21 protein-coding genes are annotated in these 19,748 nt (G+C 53.1%); 20 read left to right on the top strand and 1 reads right to left on the bottom strand.

All coding sequences use genetic code 11. The features are described 5' to 3' along the window. Positions 1-23: 23 nt before the first annotated feature. The 20 genes from PGL01S_RS11335 (at position 24) to yajC (ending at position 19,195) form a co-directional block, all read left to right on the top strand. Positions 24-1,274, top strand: a complete 1,251-nt coding sequence (locus tag PGL01S_RS11335) for an Rne/Rng family ribonuclease (protein ID WP_244935566.1) — start codon at positions 24-26, stop codon at positions 1,272-1,274. Positions 1,275-1,438: 164 nt separating this feature from the next. Next, complete coding sequence (rplU, locus tag PGL01S_RS11330; RefSeq protein WP_015845974.1) at positions 1,439-1,750, top strand: 50S ribosomal protein L21; 312 nt, start codon at positions 1,439-1,441, stop codon at positions 1,748-1,750. 12 nt (positions 1,751-1,762) lie between these two features. Beyond that, the gene (locus PGL01S_RS11325; RefSeq protein WP_127494577.1) at positions 1,763-2,098 is read left to right on the top strand and encodes a ribosomal-processing cysteine protease Prp; all 336 of its coding nucleotides are present in this window, start codon (positions 1,763-1,765) and stop codon (positions 2,096-2,098) included. A gap of 17 nt (positions 2,099-2,115) precedes the next feature. Beyond that, complete coding sequence (rpmA, locus tag PGL01S_RS11320) at positions 2,116-2,427, top strand: 50S ribosomal protein L27 (RefSeq protein WP_015845972.1); 312 nt, start codon at positions 2,116-2,118, stop codon at positions 2,425-2,427. A 165-nt stretch (positions 2,428-2,592) separates the two neighbouring features. Further along, complete coding sequence (locus PGL01S_RS11315; RefSeq protein ID WP_127494575.1) at positions 2,593-3,330, top strand: Spo0B domain-containing protein; 738 nt, start codon at positions 2,593-2,595, stop codon at positions 3,328-3,330. Positions 3,331-3,343: 13 nt separating this feature from the next. Further along, complete coding sequence (obgE, locus tag PGL01S_RS11310; RefSeq protein WP_127494573.1) at positions 3,344-4,663, top strand: GTPase ObgE; 1,320 nt, start codon at positions 3,344-3,346, stop codon at positions 4,661-4,663. Positions 4,664-4,809: 146 nt separating this feature from the next. Further along, positions 4,810-5,247: an ACT domain-containing protein gene (locus tag PGL01S_RS11305; RefSeq protein ID WP_127494571.1), complete on the top strand. Its 438-nt coding sequence runs from the start codon at positions 4,810-4,812 to the stop codon at positions 5,245-5,247. An 18-nt stretch (positions 5,248-5,265) separates the two neighbouring features. After that, positions 5,266-6,552 carry a homoserine dehydrogenase gene (locus tag PGL01S_RS11300; protein ID WP_127494569.1) on the top strand — a complete coding sequence of 429 codons (1,287 nt, stop codon included), beginning with the start codon at positions 5,266-5,268 and terminating at the stop codon, positions 6,550-6,552. A gap of 58 nt (positions 6,553-6,610) precedes the next feature. Beyond that, entirely contained in the window at positions 6,611-7,585 is a 975-nt protein-coding gene (gene thrB / locus PGL01S_RS11295) for a homoserine kinase (RefSeq protein ID WP_127494567.1), read from the top strand. Beyond that, positions 7,582-8,454, top strand: coding sequence for a prephenate dehydratase (pheA, locus tag PGL01S_RS11290; RefSeq protein WP_127494565.1), 873 nt, complete (start codon positions 7,582-7,584; stop codon positions 8,452-8,454). The genes thrB and pheA overlap by 4 nt, the downstream gene beginning before the upstream one ends. Before the next feature lie 157 nt (positions 8,455-8,611). Beyond that, a complete protein-coding gene (locus PGL01S_RS11285) occupies positions 8,612-10,942 on the top strand; it encodes a LysM peptidoglycan-binding domain-containing protein (protein ID WP_174806552.1) in 2,331 nt (776 codons plus the stop codon). Between the two features lie 217 nt (positions 10,943-11,159). After that, a complete protein-coding gene (locus PGL01S_RS11280) occupies positions 11,160-11,750 on the top strand; it encodes a BofC C-terminal domain-containing protein (protein ID WP_164775442.1) in 591 nt (196 codons plus the stop codon). A 150-nt stretch (positions 11,751-11,900) separates the two neighbouring features. After that, entirely contained in the window at positions 11,901-12,401 is a 501-nt protein-coding gene (ruvC, locus tag PGL01S_RS11275) for a crossover junction endodeoxyribonuclease RuvC (protein ID WP_127494559.1), read from the top strand. Then, positions 12,398-13,036, top strand: a complete 639-nt coding sequence (gene ruvA, locus PGL01S_RS11270; RefSeq protein WP_127494557.1) for a Holliday junction branch migration protein RuvA — start codon at positions 12,398-12,400, stop codon at positions 13,034-13,036. The genes ruvC and ruvA overlap by 4 nt, the downstream gene beginning before the upstream one ends. Before the next feature lie 20 nt (positions 13,037-13,056). Continuing rightward, positions 13,057-14,058, top strand: a complete 1,002-nt coding sequence (gene ruvB, locus PGL01S_RS11265; RefSeq protein ID WP_127494555.1) for a Holliday junction branch migration DNA helicase RuvB — start codon at positions 13,057-13,059, stop codon at positions 14,056-14,058. A gap of 5 nt (positions 14,059-14,063) precedes the next feature. Then, positions 14,064-14,507: a thiol-disulfide oxidoreductase DCC family protein gene (locus PGL01S_RS11260; protein ID WP_127494552.1), complete on the top strand. Its 444-nt coding sequence runs from the start codon at positions 14,064-14,066 to the stop codon at positions 14,505-14,507. Continuing rightward, complete coding sequence (locus PGL01S_RS11255) at positions 14,507-16,612, top strand: SpoIID/LytB domain-containing protein (protein ID WP_127494550.1); 2,106 nt, start codon at positions 14,507-14,509, stop codon at positions 16,610-16,612. The genes PGL01S_RS11260 and PGL01S_RS11255 overlap by 1 nt, the downstream gene beginning before the upstream one ends. 7 nt (positions 16,613-16,619) lie before the next feature. Further along, a complete protein-coding gene (gene queA / locus PGL01S_RS11250; RefSeq protein WP_127494548.1) occupies positions 16,620-17,666 on the top strand; it encodes a tRNA preQ1(34) S-adenosylmethionine ribosyltransferase-isomerase QueA in 1,047 nt (348 codons plus the stop codon). Positions 17,667-17,715: 49 nt separating this feature from the next. Then, a complete protein-coding gene (tgt, locus tag PGL01S_RS11245; protein WP_127494546.1) occupies positions 17,716-18,849 on the top strand; it encodes a tRNA guanosine(34) transglycosylase Tgt in 1,134 nt (377 codons plus the stop codon). A 31-nt stretch (positions 18,850-18,880) separates the two neighbouring features. After that, the gene (gene yajC, locus PGL01S_RS11240; protein WP_127494544.1) at positions 18,881-19,195 is read left to right on the top strand and encodes a preprotein translocase subunit YajC; all 315 of its coding nucleotides are present in this window, start codon (positions 18,881-18,883) and stop codon (positions 19,193-19,195) included. 87 nt (positions 19,196-19,282) lie between these two features. Here yajC and PGL01S_RS11235 read toward each other — a convergent pair whose 3' ends face one another. Then, a complete protein-coding gene (locus PGL01S_RS11235) occupies positions 19,283-19,675 on the bottom strand; it encodes a TIGR04086 family membrane protein (RefSeq protein ID WP_127494542.1) in 393 nt (130 codons plus the stop codon). Positions 19,676-19,748: the final 73 nt, after the last annotated feature.

Genomic DNA, 19,748 nt, shown 5'->3' with positions numbered 1-19,748 from the left:
AGTAAGGCGGTTGATATTCGGGAATGAAGCGGATGTTAATGCACGGACACGGCGAGCTGCTGCAGACCGCCGTGCTGATGGACGGTCGGCTTATCGATTTTTTTATGGAACAGTCGGAGAGCAGCGGATTAGTCGGTAATGTATACAAGGGACGAGTAGTCAATGTTCTGCCAGGCATGCAGGCCGCTTTCGTAGATATTGGTCTGGGAAAAAACGCGTTTCTATACATAGATGATCTGTTGCATCCGCATTTGGAGAAACAGCCGGAGCACAAACCCTCCATTACGGAGCTGGTAAAGCCCGGTCAAGAGCTTGTTGTGCAAGTGATGAAGGAACCGATGGGCAGCAAGGGCGCCCGCGTAACGACGCATTTTACGCTGCCTGGCCGTTGGCTGGTCTATATGCCGATTGCCGGTTATGTCGGAGTATCGAAGAAAATTATGGCCGAAAGCGAACGATCGCGGATCCGGATGATTGGCGAGCGGCTGAGGCAAGGCGAAGAAGGCATAATTATGCGTACCGCGGCGGAAGGCGAATGCGAGGAATCGCTTGGAGCCGACGTTGATCAGCTGCGTCAGCTGTGGACAAGCGTGCTGCAGCGCTCCGAACATGCGAAGGCGCCTGCGGAGCTGCACCGCGAAGCGGGGCTGCTCCGTCGGGCGGTAAGAGATACGCTGACGGACGATATGGATGAGGTGTGGCTGGACGATCCTTCCCGTTACAGCGAAGCGGTCTCGCTTCTGAAAGAGATGACTCCGCATCTTGCCGGACGGTTGAAGCTGTTTGAAGCCCGGAAGGAAAAGGTTTCTTTATTCGACCGATTTGGGGTAACCGATCAGATTGAGGCGGCTTTTTCGTCCCGCATCCGTCTTGAAAGCGGCGGCTCCCTCGTCTGGGATGAGACGGAGGCCTTAACCGTAATTGACGTAAATACGGCAAAGTACATTGGAGCTACAGGACTTGAGGACACGGTTTTCAAGACAAACATGGAAGCGGCGGACGAGATCGCAAGGCTGCTTCGGATTCGTGACGTAGGCGGCATTATCGTTATCGATTTTATTGATATGGAGAATGAGTCCAACCGGGAGAAGGTTATGGCCAGACTGTCGGAATGGGCGAAAAAGGACCGGACCAAATGCACGGTGTTCGGCTGGACAAGACTTGGACTTCTTGAATTAACGAGAAGGAAAGCCCGGGACAATGCCGCGCGGCAGTTAACCGAGCGATGCCCGGCATGCGGCGGAACGGGAAAGAAATCTTCAATTCATTCCTAGGTAATAGTTGATTGGTTAGGCATAGTGTGATAGAATGTTCTAGTATGTCTCATCCTATAACTGTGTGGACATGCATGAACCGCTCCAATCGGGTATAAGCGCCGCGGCTTTTTGCTGCAGCCACCTGGATTAGGCGAGTCTTCGACAATAAGGAGGTGCAACTCATGTTCGCAATTATCGAAACTGGCGGCAAGCAATACAAAGTTCAAGAGGGCGATGTAATCTACATCGAAAAACTGAACGTAACTGAAGGCGAAAGCGTAACGTTTGATCGTGTATTGGCAGTATCTAACGGCGAAGGTCTCGTAACTGGTACTCCAGTTGTTTCCGGCGCTACGGTTTCCGGCAAAGTCGAGAAACAAGGTAAAGGCCAAAAGATCATCGTTTACAAATACAAAGCCAAAAAGAACTACCGCCGCAAGCAAGGTCATCGTCAACCGTTCACTAAAGTAACAATCGAGAAAATCCAAGCGTAAGAGGACTTTCTTATGATTTCCGTTACAGTGAAACGTAGAGCCGCTGACAGACGGATTGTATCTTTCGCGATCTCCGGACACGCTAAATATGCAGACCGCGGCAAGGATATTATCTGCGCCGGGGTGTCGGCCGTTTCGGTCGGAACCGTCAACGCTATCGAGGCTTTGGCGACAGTGGAATTACCCGCTAAGATGAAGGATGGCTGGCTATCGTCGGACATTCCGGAGCAGCCGGATAAGGAAATTGACGACAAAGTGCAGCTGTTGCTCGAATCGATGGTCGTTATGCTCGGCACAATCGCAAAAACTTACGGCAAATACGTCGTAATTCATGATCAACTTCTTTAAAGAAGGAGGGAAACACCATGTTGAAATTAGATCTTCAGCTTTTCGCATCGAAGAAAGGTGTAGGTTCTACTAAGAACGGCCGCGACAGCCATTCGAAACGTCTTGGCGCTAAACGCGCTGACGGTCAAGTCGTATCCGCTGGCAGCATCTTGTTCCGCCAACGCGGTACGAAGATTCACCCAGGTACTAACGTGGGTATCGGTAAAGACGACACGCTGTTCGCACTGGTTGAAGGCGTAGTGAAGTTCGAACGTCTGGGACGCGATCGCAAAAAAGTGAGCGTGTACCCTGTTGATCTGGCTCCGGTAGCCGCAGCAGTAGAAGCTTAATAGCACCAAGTGCCCCGGCCTGATGAACAGGCCGGGGTTTTTGTTTAATTTAAAGAGTATTATGATAGCGAAGATGTTTCACCTTGGTTTTAGATCTTTCGGCTACCGAATTCGCATGCTATACTGGTTTAGCTAGGAATCAAGCAGAAAGTGGGAACGATCAGGATGGATCGCATTAGAATGGCGAGACAGTCGGCAGCGGCTTCCGTTGTGCTGCCCGGTGCGGCTGCGCTCATTTGGCCTTCTTCGGTATGGCTGGTTGCACTTTTTCTCTTATGGACAATAGCAGCTGCGGTATTTTGGATCAGGACAGAACGCAAGGAACAGGAACAAAGGCTGGCACGGACCGTCTATATGCTGCAAACGGCCAGCGTAAAGACGCTGAATCACCACCGGCACGATTGGATGAACGATCTCCAAGTATTGTTTGGTTACATACGGATGAACAAGCTGGATAAAACCGTGGAATACGTGGAGAAAATAAGGGCTAGAATGACGGAAGAGAGCCAAATCGCAAAGCTTGGCGTTCCGTCGCTGATCAGCTATATACAATCCTTCCGTACCCTCACCAATGCCATGCAGCTTCAGGTGAAGCTGGACGAAGGCATTTACCTGAACGAGCTGGAAGATGGGGGAAAGCCTATTGCGGAAGCCTTGATCAATCTGATCAACGCCTACCGTTTTTCGGTGAAGACAGGATACGGCGATCCGGCAGTGCTTACTATGCAGCTCTCCCGCGAAGAGGAGATGCTGATTGCAGCTTTTTATTACGAGGGCGACTTAACCAGCGAGCAACAGCTTGCGGATAAAATAAAACAGCAGTTGGAAGGCGCGTCTTTATTGCCGGTCGATGTGGAGCATCCGCAGCGGAAATTGGTATTAAAAGCGGAATGGCGCGCTTGAACGGGGGCAAAACATGTTTGTCGATAAAGCGAAGATATTTGTAAAAGGCGGCAACGGGGGCAACGGGATCGTGTCTTACCGCCGCGAGAAATACGTGCCTGAAGGCGGACCTGCGGGCGGCGACGGCGGAAATGGCGGCGACGTTATTTTCCGGGTGGACGAGGGCCTCAGAACGCTGATGGACTTCCGTTACCAGAAGCATTTCAAAGGACCGGCAGGAGAGCGCGGCAAAGTAAAATCGATGCATGGCGCCAGCGCGGACGACATGATCATCCGCATCCCTCCGGGAACTGTCATTGTGGATGACGATACGCAGGAAATTATCGCCGACATGACGCGCCACGGGCAAGAGGTTGTCGTTGCGCGCGGCGGACGCGGCGGACGCGGCAACATCCGGTTCGCAACGATTAACAATCCTGCACCGGATATTTGCGAGAACGGCGAAGAAGGACAAGAGCGCTGGGTAACGCTGGAGCTTAAAGTGATGGCGGACGTTGGTCTTGTGGGCTTTCCGAGCGTAGGAAAATCGACGCTTCTCTCGGTTGTGTCCGGTGCCAAGCCCAAGATTGGCGCGTACCATTTCACAACGATTACGCCTAATCTTGGCGTCGTAGACGTTGGCGACGGACGCAGCTTTGTTATGGCTGATCTTCCGGGCTTGATCGAAGGCGCTCATGAAGGCGTAGGGCTTGGCCATGAATTCCTGCGGCATGTTGAACGCACGAGAGTTATCGTGCATGTCGTGGACATGGCGGGCACGGAAGGACGCGATCCATTCGAGGATTGGGTCAAAATTAACGAAGAGCTCGTGAAATACAACGAAAAGCTGTCGGAACGCCCGCAGATCATTGCGGCGAACAAGATGGATATGCCGGAGGCGGCCGACAATCTGGAGCTGTTTAAGCAGCAGCTGGACGAGGTTCGCGGCGACCGGGAATACCTTATCGTGCCGATCTCCTCGCTGACTAAGCAAGGCGTGCAGGAGCTTCTGTACAAAGCGGCGGATACGCTGGATTCGGTTCCGGAAGAAGTATCGGTAGAAGAAGTGAAGGATGTCGCGGAACGCAAAGTGTTCACGTTCGAGAAGCGCGAGGACGACAGCTTTACGATTCACCGCGAAGACGAGATTTTTGTCGTGCAGGGCGCAAGAATCGAGAATTATCTGAAGCGCATGAACATGAACTCGTACGACGCGATTATGCGTTTTGCGCAAATGATGCGCAAAATGGGCGTTGACGCGGCTCTTCGCCGCGAAGGCGCAAGAGACGGGGATACGGTTCAGATTGCCGACTTTACGTTCGAATTCTTCGAGGGCAGCGACTATAACGGTTAATGAAATATAGCAAAAAAAGAGGAGAGACGGCCAATGGCCGTCTTTTTTCATTGAAAAGCATCGCAGTTACCTATTGCCGCATTTCTTATATTCCGATATAATGTCCATTATAGAAGAACATCTGTCTTTGTAGGGAGGACGAAATAGTGACGCAACGTTATTATGTCGTTCGTGAGGATATGCTCCCGGAAGCGATCGTGAAGACGATCCAGGTCAAAGAGATGCTTGGCCGGGGCGAGGCGTCCACGGTGCATGAGGCGGTAGAAAAGGTAGGACTTAGCCGAAGCGCCTTTTATAAGTATAAAGACGGCGTCTATGCTCTTCAGGAGCTGGAAAGAGAACGGATCGTGACGATAGCGATGGATTTGGAGCATCGATCCGGTGTATTATCTAAGGTATTGGCTCTTGTGGCAAGCCTTGAAGGGAATGTGCTGACGATGAACCAGAGCATACCGCTGCAGGGTTTGGCCAATGTCGTTATATCCGTAGATATTTCACAGCTGAATGAGGAACTAACAACGCTGATTGAAGTCATTCGCAGCCAGGAAGGCGTGCGTAAAGCTGCCGTTATCGGACAAGGTTGATTAGATGGAGGGAAATGTATGAAGCCAGTGAAGATAGGTTTGCTTGGTCTCGGTACAGTCGGGACTGGCGTAGTGCGTATTGTTGAAGGACATCAGGAAGATTTGCAAAGCCAGGTCGGCTCCCCGATCGTGATCGAGAAAATTCTCGTGCAAAATAAAAGCAAAGCCCGCAGCATTTCGATCGACGCAAACAAGCTGACGGAAGATCCTTGGGTAATTATCGGCAATCCGGACATCGACGTTATCGTTGAAGTAATGGGCGGCATTGGTTCCACGAAAGAATACATCATGGAAGCTCTTTCCCGCGGCAAGCATGTCGTAACCGCAAATAAGGATCTGATGGCGCTGCACGGCCCTGAAATTCTGGCGAAAGCGCAGGAGCATGGCTGCGACGTCCTGTACGAAGCAAGCGTTGCCGGCGGTATCCCGATTATCCGTACGCTGGTGGAGGGCTTCTCTTCCGACCGGATTACGAAGATTATGGGTATCGTGAACGGTACGACGAACTACATTTTGTCCAAGATGAGCCTTGAAGGCGCATCCTATGGCGATGTGCTGAAAGAAGCCCAAGAGCTAGGTTATGCCGAAGCGGATCCAACTTCCGACGTAGAGGGCCTGGATGCGGCACGCAAAATGACGATTCTCGCAACGCTTGGCTTCCGAGCGAAGGTAGCGCTTGACGATGTGTCCGTGCAAGGCATGTCGAAAGTATCGAAAGAGGACATCCTGTACGCGAAGCGTCTTGGCTACGAAGTGAAGCTGCTTGGCATCGCCGAGCGTCAGGATGACCAGTTCAGCATCAGCGTACAGCCGACAATGGTGAAGAAATCGCATCCGATCGCATCGGTTAACGGCGTATACAACGCGGTTTACGTATATGGCGAAGCGGTAGGCGAGACCATGTTCTACGGCCCTGGCGCCGGCGAACTGCCGACAGCAACTTCGATCGTTTCCGACCTTGTGGCGGTTGTGAAAAACCTGAAGCTTGGCGTTAACGGCAAGCAAGGCATACTTACTTACAAGGAGAAGAAGCTCAAATCCGACGAGCAGATCTCTTCGAAATATTTCCTGCTCCTGCATGTGGATGACCGCGCGGGCGTACTGGCGCAAATTACGCAAATTTTCGCCGAGTATGAAGTAAGCCTCGAATCGGTGCTCCAGCAGCCAAATCCGAATAATCCGGATGCCGAAATTATCGTGATTACGCATGATGCGAATAAAGCTGCCATCCAAAAAGTTCTGCAGAAGTTTGAGTCTCTGGACGTTATTCGCAAGGTGAAGAGCGTTTACCGTGTTGAAGGCTAAGCCGTCCGTACTTTAAGCAGGATTTATTGCAAAAGCAAACAAAGGAGCTTTATCCGTCATGAATAATCGTCGAGTAATCGTGAAAGTGCCGGCCAGCACGGCGAATCTGGGTCCTGGCTTTGATACGCTTGGCATGGCGCTTTCACTCTATGCGTGGATCGAGATGTCGGCAGCGGAGACTACAACCTTCCGGCTGTACGGCGATCAAATGCAAGGCATCCCAACCGATAAATCGAATCTGTTATATAAAGTAGCCCAGCTCGTATTTGATGAAGCGGGCGTGAGCGTTCCGGAGCTGGATGTTGCGATGTACAGCGACATTCCGCTTGCGAGAGGCCTCGGAAGCAGCGCTTCCGCTATCGTTGGCGCGCTGGCTGCGGCAAATGCGCTGATCGGCAGTCCTCTGACGGATCATAAGCTGTTCCAGCTTGCGACCAAGCTGGAGGGACATCCGGACAATGTCGGAGCATCCTTGTTTGGCGGCATCGTTGTATCCGCCTGGGACGGGGAACGTGCGGATTACGTAAGACTTGCGCCGCATGAAAAGCTGGAGACGCTTGTTGCGATCCCGGCTTTCCAGCTGGCAACGGAAAAAGCCCGTCACGCCCTGCCTTCGCAAATCAGCATGGCTGACGCCGTATTTAATGTCGGACGCAGCTCCCTTCTTGTTGCTGCGCTGGCTAGCGGCGAGCTTGGCCTGATCCGGCATGCGATGCGCGACCGGCTGCACCAGCCTTATCGGGCACCTCTTATTCCCGGCATGTCGGCCATTCTGGAGCAGGCCTGCGAATACGGCGCGCTTGGAGCTGCGCTTAGCGGAGCGGGGCCAACTCTTATCGCGTTTGTTGATGCTGACAGCAAGAGCAAATCCGAGCTGGAGCAATTCCTGCTTGCCACATTGAAGCAAGAGGGGATCGAAGCAGAGACCATGTGGCTGAAGCCAGGCGAAGAAGGCCCGATTATTACGGTCGAGGATGCGGCAGCCCCTGCTCCAGGTCTTATGGAACGGATCAAGGGAGAGGTTGTCCGATGAAGACGATTGCAGTACTTCCGGCCGGCTCTGTATCGGATGAAGCAGTGAAGCGGCTGTTTGCCGGAGAATCCATGAATTGGAAGCATCACCGCCTGATTGCGGACGTGTTCATGTCGACCGTAAACGGTGTAAGCGATTATAGCGTTGTTCCCATCGAGAATACGATTGAAGGCTCCGTTAATCTGCATGTGGACTGGCTGGTTCATGAGGTGGATCTGCCCATCCAGGCGGAATGGGTGTATCCTTCAATCCAGAATTTGATCGGACGCGGCTTCGAAGCAGCCGGAGAAGAAGGCGCGATTGACTTCAGCAAGATCAAGAAAGTAATCAGCCACCCGGTTGCGATTGCGCAATGCCTCCAGTTTTTGCGGAGCGAGCTCCCGCATGCGGAGATTGAGACCGCGGGCAGCACGTCGGAGGGTGTCAAAATCGTGAAGGAAAATCCCGGCCAAGGCTGGGCGGCGATTGGCACGATGACCGCTGCCGTCAACAACGGGCTTGATGTGCTAAGCCAGGGAATCACGGACCACGACAATAACTATACCCGTTTCCTGTTGGTTGGGAACGAGCCGTTTACGGCACGGCAATCCGATAAGCAGAAGACGAGTATCCTGATTACGCTGCCCGAGGATTATCCCGGTGCCTTGCATCAAGTGCTTGCCGCGTTTGCGTGGCGGAAGATCAACCTGTCGAAGATCGAGTCCCGCCCGACGAAGAAAAAGCTGGGCAATTATTATTTTTATATCGATATCGACATGGCGCTGGATACGGTGCTTTTGCCTTCGGCGCTCGAAGAAATCGAAGCGCTTGGATGCCAGGTGCGGATTCTCGGCAGCTATCCAAGCTTTACTTACGAGCAGCTTTTGTAATGAAATGACGTGCCATAGCGTTGCCCTTTTGCGGGCAGCGCTATTTTTTTTGCGTGAAGGTGGAGACACCAGCCTACGTTCTGCATAGGATGTAATGATTGATAGCAGGCATTCGCCGTGCCGTTATACAAAGAACGTGACAGGAGGTTTTTCGCTAGTGAAAATCCATGTTGTAAAGAAAGGCGATACATTGTATTTCATTGCCCAGAAACATAATGTATCGATTGAAGACATTTTAAAGCTGAACCCTTCCATTACGAACCCGGATTTGCTGGATGTCGGAATGAAGCTGAAGGTTCCATCGGCAAACGAGGTTGGCGGCGGGACAGGAGGACTGGACATTATGCATCAGCATGTAGTGAAACAAGGGGATACGCTTTGGAAGCTGTCGAAAGCTTGGGGAGTGCCCCTGGCAGACATGATTAAAGCGAATCCGCAGCTTAAGAACCCGAATGTGCTTCTGACAGGCGAGATTGTCAACATACCTAAAACAGCTACTCCAACAGAAGTACAGGGTAACGGCGGCGGCGTAACCGCGCAAGGAACTGGAAATGCGCATCATCCGCTTCATCCGATGTCGCTGATGCATGGCGTACAGAATTGGGTTGGCAAGAAGCCAACAGGCCAGATGCCGGCAGCTCAAGCTCCGGTTCAAAAAACGCCAACCGCTCCAATAGCCCCGGTAGCTCCGATCGAGAAAACGCCAACGGCGCCAATTGTTACTCCAGTAGCCCCGGTAGCGAAAGAGCAGCCTGCAAAGAAAGCTCTGCCTATTCAGAAATCGCCGGGTAAAAAAGCGAAGCATACTGAAGAAGCGGCAAACGTGAAGCCGAACATGAAACCGAATATGAAGCCTGCCATGGAAGCTAACGTTCAACCTAATATGAAGCCAAACGTGTCGCCAATCATGCAATCCAAGCCGGAGCCTAAGCTTCAGCCAAGCGTGGACCTGTTCAAGCAATTCGGGATTCCTGCGGTAGAAGCGGCTTCCCAGCCCCATCATGGCTACGGCAATATGGCGCCAATGGTATCTCCGTTGCAAGTTGGCCCCGGCTTTGGTTACGGTCATGGCGGTTGGCCAGGATCCAATGTCAGCCCTGCAAGCGAAGGGCCATGGTGCCCTCCCGGAACTATGCCTATCGCGGCTGGTCCTGGCTACGGTTACGGCATGGGTAACGTATCCCCGGCTGTATTTGGTTCCGAAAATGCGTCTCCGGTACTTGGCGCGGAAAATGTAAGTCCAGCGGCAGCCGGGAATAATGCTGCACCGGCGGCTCTGGGCAGCAATGCCGCTCCGACTAATGTAAGCCCTGCTGCAGTCAGCCCAACGCAAGGCTACGGCTTTGTATCTCCGGCAAATGTCGGCCCAGAGCATGGTTACGGCTACGGCCCAACGGCAGTGTCCCCAGCAGAGATGGGACCTGGTTACGGCTGGCCAGGGGCAGTGTCCCCGGCAGAGATGGGACCTGGTTACGGCTATGGTCCAGGGGCAGTGTCCCCGGCAGAGATGGGACCTGGTTACGGCTATGGCCCAACGGCGGTGTCCCCGGCAGAGATGGGACCTGGTTACGGCTATGGCCCGACGGGAGTATCCCCGGCAGAGATGGGTCATGGTTACGGCTACGGCTGGCCAGGGGCGGTGTCTCCGGCAGAGATGGGACCTGGTTACGGCTGGCCTGGTGCGGTATCTCCGGCAAGCTTTGGTCCAGAGAATGTATCGCCGGCCGCTCTCGGGGAAAATAGTGCTCCAACAGCCGTCAGTCCTGAAATGACGGGTCCTGTAGGCGGGTATGGTTATGGTTGGCCGGGAGCCGTTTCTCCGGCAAATATGGGGCCGGAATATGGCTATGGTTACGGCGGAATGGTATCCCCGGTTAACGTTGGCCCGGATTACGGCTACGGCTACGGTCATCCAGGCATGGTATCGCCGGCGGAAATGGGACCAAATGTATCACCTGCAGCGCTAGGCTCGAACGTTTCTCCAGCTGCGCTTGGATCTAATTTCTCGCCTGCAGCGCTAGGCTCGAACGTATCTCCATCCGCGCTTGGATCTAATTTCTCGCCAGAAGCGTTAGGCTCGAACGTATCCCCATCCGCGCTTGGATCTAACGTATCGCCAGAAGCGTTTGGTTCCAACGTATCCCCAGCCGCGCTTGGATCTAATGTATCGCCGCTTGCGCTTGGACCAAATGCCGCCCCGGCTGCACTCGGCTCTAACGTATCACCAGCAGGCTACGGCTATTACGGCAATCAAGTAGCCGGCGCTCAAGGCTTTAGTCCGTATTCCTACTGGCCTGGCCAAACGGCAGGCGCGCAGAACGATCCATGCGGATGCGGAGGCAAACGTACGGAAGAAGAATTGATTGAAGCGGTAACCGAAGCGGTAATCAAAAAAACCAAGCCGCGCAAAGTGGCTAAAATTCGTGCGGTTACTCCAAAATCGTCAAAAAAAACAGATCGCAACAGCAGGCCTTGGATTAATCGCTAATGCATAATCTAGAACAGCCTCTTGCCTTTTTAAAGGCAGGAGGCTGTTTGCTGTTACTAAAAAACTACGTCTATAGCCGTTTCGCTTTATGCGTACATATTATTGGAAGCTTTGAGTTAAACTAGGTCAAAAAGAAATACAAGGGGCTATTATTATGATGATGAGGTTCAGCTTATGGAAGCAATTGAAAAAAAGACTGCGACGGGGGCGGCGTCCGATGTGGACTTTAGGATCATTCTTAATCGGAGCGACAGTGCTCATACAAGCTGCTTGCGTCACGCCGGCTGCCGCTGCGGCAGGGGCAGCCGTTAAGGAACCGGGAGAAGGTAATCCCGGTCTCATCCGTATTTTACAGGAGCGTGAGGAGCCGCTCGCCGTTCAGCTGCACCGCCAATACATTTGCGGAGAGGAAACGCAGCCGCTTGGCCAATTGACCTCCGCTGAAGTGATACGCATGCTGGTGTCTCATCCGGAATGGACGGCGATGCTGTCGCAGGACGGTCAGACCGTCCTGCTTGAGCAGGTGATTGAAGATTTCTCGCAATCCTGCAAAGGCAATATCTATATCGGGCTGGATAAACAAGGCTACCTTTCTCTCTTTGAGGGAGCTCCCAAAAAAGAGAAGGTCGTAAAGACCTTTTTTCAGTTGGACGTGAAATATATGGAAAGCAGCCTGCCTCAGGATAAGGTAGACCGTTTGTCCGAAGGGATTAAGATAACCGATATGGACGAATATAACAGCGTTTTGTCCACCTACAGCGATTTTGCCATACCCGCCAACCAAAAAGTGATGAAGCCGACTTATTGATCGGCCCATGACCTTCCGCGTTCTTCAGCGGAAGGTTTTTTCATAGGCTCCTCCCGGCGGCGATCTCAAACGCGTGTTCTCATACGGTCCATCTTTTGCTATAATGGACGGATAAGAAGCGGTAATGACTGCCGCAAAGGAGTTGGCGGATTGCGCGTTCTTGGTATAGACCCCGGCATTGCGATCGCGGGATTTGGTTTTATCGATAAGGATGGCCATAAGCTGAAGCCGGTCCAATACGGCTGCATTCAGACGGCTGCCCATACGCCTCAGGAGGAGAGGCTTGTACAGATTTATGAGTCGGCGGTTGCGCTCATGGATAAGTATAAGCCGGATACCGTCGCCGTGGAGAAGCTGTTCTTCAACCGTAACGTAACCACGGCATTTTCCGTAGGGCAGGCGAGAGGGGTTATTATTCTGGCTGCCGCCCAGCGGGGGCTGCCGGTAGCGGAGTATACGCCGCTTCAAGTGAAGCAGGCCGTAGTAGGTTACGGGAAAGCAGAGAAGCGCCAGGTGCAGGAAATGGTCAAAATGTTTCTTAAGCTGTCGGCCATTCCGAAGCCGGATGATGTGGCGGATGCGCTAGCGGTAGCGATTTGTCATGCCCATTCTTCGGGGTTGTCGCAAAAAATTAACGAGGTGCTTCGATGATCGATTTTTTACGCGGACTTATTTCTCATGTAGAATCCGAATATGTCGTTTTAGATGTCAGGGATGTCGGCTACCGGGTGTTTACGCCTAATCCGTATGCCTTTGCGGGCAAGGAAGATGCCGTCACCATTTACATTCACCATCATGTCCGCGAGGATGCGATCCTTCTGTACGGCTTTGAGTCCAGGGAGGAGCAGACCTTGTTCCGAAAGCTGCTCGAGGTGTCGGGCATCGGTCCGAGAGTGGCGCTTGGCATTCTGGCCGGCGGGCGTCCGGATGCGGTTATCGGGGCGATCCAGCAGGAGAATATCGCATTCCTGACGAGACTTCCGGGCATTGGGAAGAAGACTGCCCAGCGCATGATTCTTGACCTTAAGGATAAGCTGGCCGGCTTTGCCACGGATGCCGGGCTGCTCGCCGCAGCGGGGCTTGCGCCTCATCAGCCTGTTTCCGCGGCAAGCGCGCAGCAAGGCGCCGGAACCGCTTGGGAAGAAGCCCGCGACGGGCTTTCCGCGCTTGGTTATACGGCTGCCGAGCTGGATAAGGCATGGAGCGCCCTGGCCCCTTCGGTGACCGTGGACGAAACGGTGGATTCATTAATGAAACGTGCCTTGCAGCAGCTGTTTAAAGGCTAACATAAAGGAGCTGAGCGAGGGTGGAAGATCGGATAATATCCGCTAACCTGATGATGGATGAGCAGGCCATGGAGTTAAGCCTGCGCCCCCGGTATCTGGCCGAATATATCGGGCAGTCCAAAGCGAAGGAAAATTTAAAGATTTATATAGACGCAGCCAAGATGCGGAAGGAAGCGCTGGACCACGTTCTGCTGTACGGGCCTCCCGGGCTCGGGAAAACAACGCTGTCGAACATTATCGCCAACGAGCTTGGCGTTAATTTGCGCACAACGTCGGGTCCGGCAATCGAGCGCCCCGGCGACCTTGCCGCCCTGCTGACCAATCTGCAGGAGGGCGATGTGCTGTTCATTGACGAGATCCATCGCCTTCACCGGACGGTAGAGGAAGTGCTCTATCCGGCGATGGAGGATTTCGCGCTGGACATTATGATCGGCAAAGGGCCAAGCGCCAGATCCGTCCGTCTCGACCTGCCGCCGTTTACGCTGATTGGCGCGACGACGAGAGCGGGTCTCCTGTCGGCGCCGCTGCGCGACCGGTTCGGCGTCATCAGCCGATTGGAGTTCTATACGGTGGATGAGCTGGCTTACATCGTATCCCGCTCGGCTGAAATTTTTGACATTGCCATTATCGGAGAAGCATCGGAAGAAATCGCGATGCGTTCCCGCGGAACGCCGCGTATCGCGAACCGTCTATTGAAGCGGGTACGCGATTACGCGCAGGTGCGCGGAGACGGCATTATTACGCACGAGATTGCGAAGTCCGCGCTGGAGCTGCAGCAAGTCGATCCGGTGGGTCTAGATAGTATCGACCACAAGATGCTCTTGGCCATGATGACGACGTTCGCCGGCCGTCCGGTCGGCCTGGATACGATTGCCGCGTCCATTGGCGAAGAAAGCCAGACGATTGAGGATGTCTACGAGCCTTACTTAATGCAGATCGGATTTCTGCAGCGGACGCCTCGCGGCAGAATCGCGACGGATCAGGCCTACCGTCATCTCGGCATGCCTATACCTGAGAGGTGAGGAAGATGAGGAGCGAGCGGGAAAAGCTGTATGTCGTATACGACGGAACCTGCAACTTGTGCATGGGAACGGTCAAGAAGCTGCAAGAGCTCCGTTCCAACGCGGATCTGATTTTTGTGCCTATTCAATCGCTTGGCGACGCGGAAAATCGTGTCCCGGGAATCGAGAAGGTTGCCGAAGCGGACTTATACGAGAAGATGCATGTGGCAGACGAAAAAGGCCGGCTGTTTGCCGGCGCTGACGGCGTTGTCCGGATTTTGCGCACCATAAAAGGCTTCCGCTTGCTTGCCTCGCTTTACCGCATGCCCGGCTTAAGCCGGATTGGCGATTGGTTGTACCGATACATTGCGAAACGCCGCTATGACTGGTTTGGACGTACGGAGCAAAGCTGCTCCGTGAATGGGTGCAGCTTGCCTTCGCAGCATGAGAAGGGAAAGGGGAATCATTGATGAAATTTCAACGATGGTCGTTTAAGCGGTTATCCCTGCTTACGATCGCCGGACTTTTGTTTGTATCGACTTGGTGGGCCAAGCCTTCGCTTGGCGCCGTTCCGCAGCTTGATACGATCCGTGTTGCCATCTATCTGCAATTGCCGGGGAAATATCAGGCAAATACGGCTGCGGCTACATTTTCTTCTGCCGGCGGTTTAACGATAGGCATGAGCGATCCTTCGGGTACGGTACCGTGGGTTAATACCGGGGCGAATGTGCAGTCCCGGATTGCGAAGGACGACTACAAGGTAAAAGTAATCGAGACGGAAAGCTTTGATACGGCTCTCGCCGTTTATAAGAGGCTGCAAGCCTTGTCGGGGAGCGGCTTTATTACGTCCCTGAAGAAAAAAGGAAAGACGGTTTATCAGGTAGCGGAAGGTACATACGGCAATGCGGCAGATGCTGCGGCGGCCATGACCAAATGGTCGGCGGACAGCACGATCAGCAAGCTTATCGGAAGCGCTAAAGCGGTTATTCAAGGACCGTTCCATCTGGAAAGCGCAACAACTTACGCTTCCGAAGCGGAGGCGGTAAAAGCTTCCGATGCCTTTAGCGCAGCGGGAGTGGATGCGTTCGTAGGCGTACGCAAGACTGACGGAAGCGCAAATGCGCGTTATTCCGTGTTTGTTGGCGCGGCAGCCAGCTCGGCCGAGCTTAACGTCGTGAAGACGGCAGCCGGCGCAGCGGGCAGCGGGCTGAAGACGGCGGACGATTCCGCTTATCTTCTGGAACGCAACGACCATACATTAAGCGGCAAAGCTGACAACCCGGTTACGCTTTACGCGTTCCCGGTTAATAATGCTAAAGTACGGATCATGCCGGCCGGCGACAGCGCGATCAAGTTGACGGAACGCAGCGGCCGGACTTACCGGGGGCAATTCGAGGTCAGCGAATTTAACGGCAAGCTGGCCGTCGTTAACGAGCTGCCGTTCGAGCAATATTTGTATTCGGTAGTAGGCGGAGAGATGATCGCGTCATGGCCGCTTGAAGCGCTTAAAGCCCAGGCGGTAGCGGCACGCACGTATGCGTTGTACCAGGGTTCAGGCTTCCAAATCGCCAATGTGGTGGATACCGTAAGCAGCCAGGAATATCAAGGCACTGTAACCGAGAAGCCTGCTACCATTCAAGCGGTGGACGAGACGGCCGGCGAAGTGATGCTGTACAACGGCAAGCTTATTGAGGCCTTGTTCTCGTCGAACGGCGGTGGCAAAACGGCCGATGCTTCGGAAATTTGGGGCAATTCCGTTGCCTACCTGAAGAGCGTTTCCAGCCCGACGGACAGCTCTTCGGAGAAAGGCTTGTATGCCTGGTACCGCGTTGCTCTTCCGAACAACGCGACCGGTTATATCCGCGAGGATCTGCTGACCGATTCGGGTCAGACGAATGCGGCAGGCGTTAAGCTGATGACCGTGAATACGGACGGCTCCAAAGTGCGGAAAAATCCGAAGGTGGAAGATTCCGTTGCGTTAGTCGGACAAGTGAATAAAGGAACGGTTGTTGCCGTTCTGGACAAAGCGGTCGAGAATAACGCGATGTCCTGGGTGAAAGGTCCGTTTACGTCCGCGGAGCTTCTCGCTACGATGACGAAGCAGGCGAGCGTTACGGGGCCGATCACTTCCTTGCAGGTCGGAAAAACTGGACCATCCGGCCGTGTTACCCAATTGCTTGTCAATGGACAGGCTTACAATGTAAAATATCCAGATGCGCTTCGTTCGGCGCTTGGCGGTTTGCCTAGCACGTTATTTAAGGTAGACGAGACGGCCAAGGTGACCATGCTTGGGGCTAACGGCTCGACCCGCACGAAGACTTCTTCCGCGCAGCCTGTCTATATGATTCAGGCAGGCGGCAAAGTCACGCAGGCTGACGGCAACGTTATGGTTATGAACGGAGACAGCCAGCTCCGCGCGACAACCAAGGATCCTTCCTTCCGTTTTGTCGGATCGGGGAACGGCCACGGGATCGGATTATCTCAATACGGAGCATTAGGTCTGGCGCAGCAAGGGTATGACTACTCTTATATCTTGCAATACTACTATAAAGATGTAACCATCGCTAAGGAATGATTGATTCATGAATGTAGATTGGTTTGATTTTGAATTGCCCGAACATCTGATTGCCCAAACGCCTCTTGCGGATCGTACGGCATCCAGACTTCTGGCGCTTAACAAAGAGACGGGCGAAATCGCCCACCGCACCTTTAAGGATCTCGCCGAGTATATGAAAGCGGGAGATGTGCTTGTTCTGAACAACACGCGCGTTATTCCGGCCCGTCTCACAGGAGTAAAGCCCGATACAGGCGCGAAGATCGAGCTGTTGCTTCTGAAACAGCTGGAGGGCGACCGCTGGGAGACTTTGGCCAAGCCGGCCAAGCGTATAAAGGTAGGCTCCGAGTTGTGGTTCGGCGACAACGGAAGCGGTGAACCTCTTCTTCGTGCGGTAGTGGAGGATGAAGGCGATATGGGAGGACGGACGATCCGCTTCCAGTACGAGGGCATCTTCCAGGAGCTGCTCGACCGTCTGGGGGAAATGCCTCTGCCTCCTTATATCAAGGAAAGGCTTGAGGAGAGAGAACGCTACCAGACCGTATACGCCAAGCATGAGGGCTCTGCGGCAGCTCCAACGGCAGGGCTTCATTTCACGAAGGAGTTTCTGCAGCAGCTGGTCGACAAAGGGGTTAAGCTTGCCTACATTACCCTGCATGTCGGTTTGGGCACCTTCCGGCCGATGTCCGTTGATAAAGTTGAAGAGCATGAAATGCATTCGGAGTATTACGAGCTGGATGAACAAAATGCCGAAATAATAAATGAAGCCAAATCGTCGGGAGCCCGTATAATAGCTGTGGGCACAACCTCCTCGAGAACGCTTGAGACGGTAGCCGCAAGGTTTGAAGGCGGATCTATTGAGGCATGCAACGGCTGGACGGATATTTTTATTTTCCCGGGATACGACTTTAAGCTGGTAGATGCCCTGCTGACAAACTTCCATTTGCCGAAATCGACGCTTGTTATGCTGGTCAGCGCACTGGCCGGACGGGATGCGATAATGAAGGCTTACGGGGAAGCTGTCCGTGAAGAATACCGGTTCTTCAGCTTCGGCGACGCCATGTTTATCTATTAGCACCAGCTTGCGCAAGCACGATAATTCAAATAGACAGGAAGAATGACTAGTGGCTGTAAAATATGAATTAATTAAAGTTTGCAAACAGTCCGGCGCGCGTCTTGGACGAGTCCACACTCCGCACGGCGTTATCGAGACGCCAACGTTTATGCCGGTAGGGACCCAGGCAACCGTTAAGACGATGAGTCCGGAAGAATTAAAAACGATGGACGCTCAAATCATTTTGAGCAACACGTACCATTTGTTCCTTCGCCCTGGCCATGACATTGTCGGCCGGGCAGGAGGCCTTCACAAATTCATGAACTGGGACCGTCCGATTCTGACCGACAGCGGCGGTTTTCAAGTATTCAGCTTAAGCGACATGCGCAAAATTACGGAAGAAGGCGTTCAATTCCGCTCCCATCTGAACGGGGACAAGCTGTTCATCTCTCCGGAGAAGGCAATGGAGATCCAGAACGCGCTTGGTTCGGATATTATGATGGCCTTTGACGAATGCCCGCCGTATCCGGCTGATTATGATTACGTGAAGCAATCGCTTGAGCGCACGACGCGCTGGGCGGAGCGCTGCCTTAATTCCCATGCCCGCAAGCATGACCAAGGATTGTTTGCAATCGTGCAGGGAGGCATGTACAAAGACCTGCGGATCCAGAGTGCGAAGGATTTGACTTCCATGGATTTCCCGGGGTATGCTATTGGTGGACTAAGTGTAGGCGAGCCTAAGCATTTGATGTATGAAGTGCTTGATTACACGATACCTGAGCTGCCAACAACCAAACCAAGATATCTGATGGGCGTTGGTTCGCCGGACGCATTGATCGAAGGTTCGATCCGCGGTGTCGATATGTTCGACTGCGTATTGCCGACGCGTATTGCCCGCAACGGGACAACGATGACAAGCCAAGGCCGTCTTGTTGTACGCAACGCGAAATTCGCTGAGGATTTTGGTCCTCTTGATCCGGAATGCTCCTGCTACACTTGCCAAAACTACTCGAGAGCGTATATCCGCCATCTGCTCAAAGCGGACGAGACGTTTGGCATCCGGCTTACGACCTATCACAACTTGCATTTCCTATTACAGCTCATGCGTGATGTGCGTCAGGCGATTATGGAAGACAGGCTTCTTGATTTCCGCGACGAGTTTTTCACGAAGTATGGACTGTTTGATAACGAGAAGGGCTTTTAAGCTTAGATTTTAGGGAAAGGGGGGAATTTCCATGACGACATATCTAGCAGCAGATGGAGCAGGCAGCACGAATATTTTCCAAATGATTTGGCCTTTTATTCTGATGTTTGCAGTGTTCTATTTCTTGCTTATCCGTCCGCAACAGAAGAAAACGAAACAGCGGAACTCGCTTCTCAGCCAGTTGAAGAAGGGCGATAAAATTCAAACGATTGGCGGCCTTCAAGGCACAATCGTTGAACTTACGGACGACACGGTTGTACTTCGCGTAAACGATACGACTAAGATGACGTTTGACCGCAGCGCAATCAGCTCCGTATTGAACAGCGCACCGGCAGCAACGGAATAATGCGAAATGAAAAGAAGCTGATCCTTAGGGTCAGCTTCTTTTTTTGCATGCATGTAGTATGTGCAGAGGCCTCGTTATTCATTACCGTTATTTCTTAAGGTTAACCCCGATCATTCCGCCAAAGGCGCCAGCCAGCATAGCGGCAAGCAGCATAATGGCGCTTTTGCCGGACAATCCGCTGTTGGCTGCCAAGAAACCGATGGTTAACACGGTAATGCCGTAAATAAGGCCAAGCAGGGCGCCATGATACCAGCCTTTCATGCCGGAGCGTTTGCCCGACACGAAACCTCCGGCCAGAGCGGAGAAGCCATGGATGGCAAGCGAGTACTGAGGCAGGTTGTTTTCCTTCATATTGCTGAAGTAAAGCAAACACGAAAGCAACAGTGCGCCTATAGCAAGCCAAATAATCGAATATATAACGCCTGCAATTAGCGGAGAGCCGATACGCGGCGGCCGGGCGATCGATTTGATCGAATTCATCTTATTCCCCCCTTGTACAAGACTATTAGTACACCTTATGGTCAAGCTGCCCCGAATAGACCTGTCGTTTGGC

The organism is Paenibacillus glycanilyticus NBRC 16618, from assembly GCF_004000805.1.
Lineage (GTDB): Bacteria > Bacillota > Bacilli > Paenibacillales > Paenibacillaceae > Pristimantibacillus > Pristimantibacillus glycanilyticus.
Note: the sequence above shows the minus strand (reverse complement) of the source record. Positions and strands in the feature narration are given on the sequence as shown.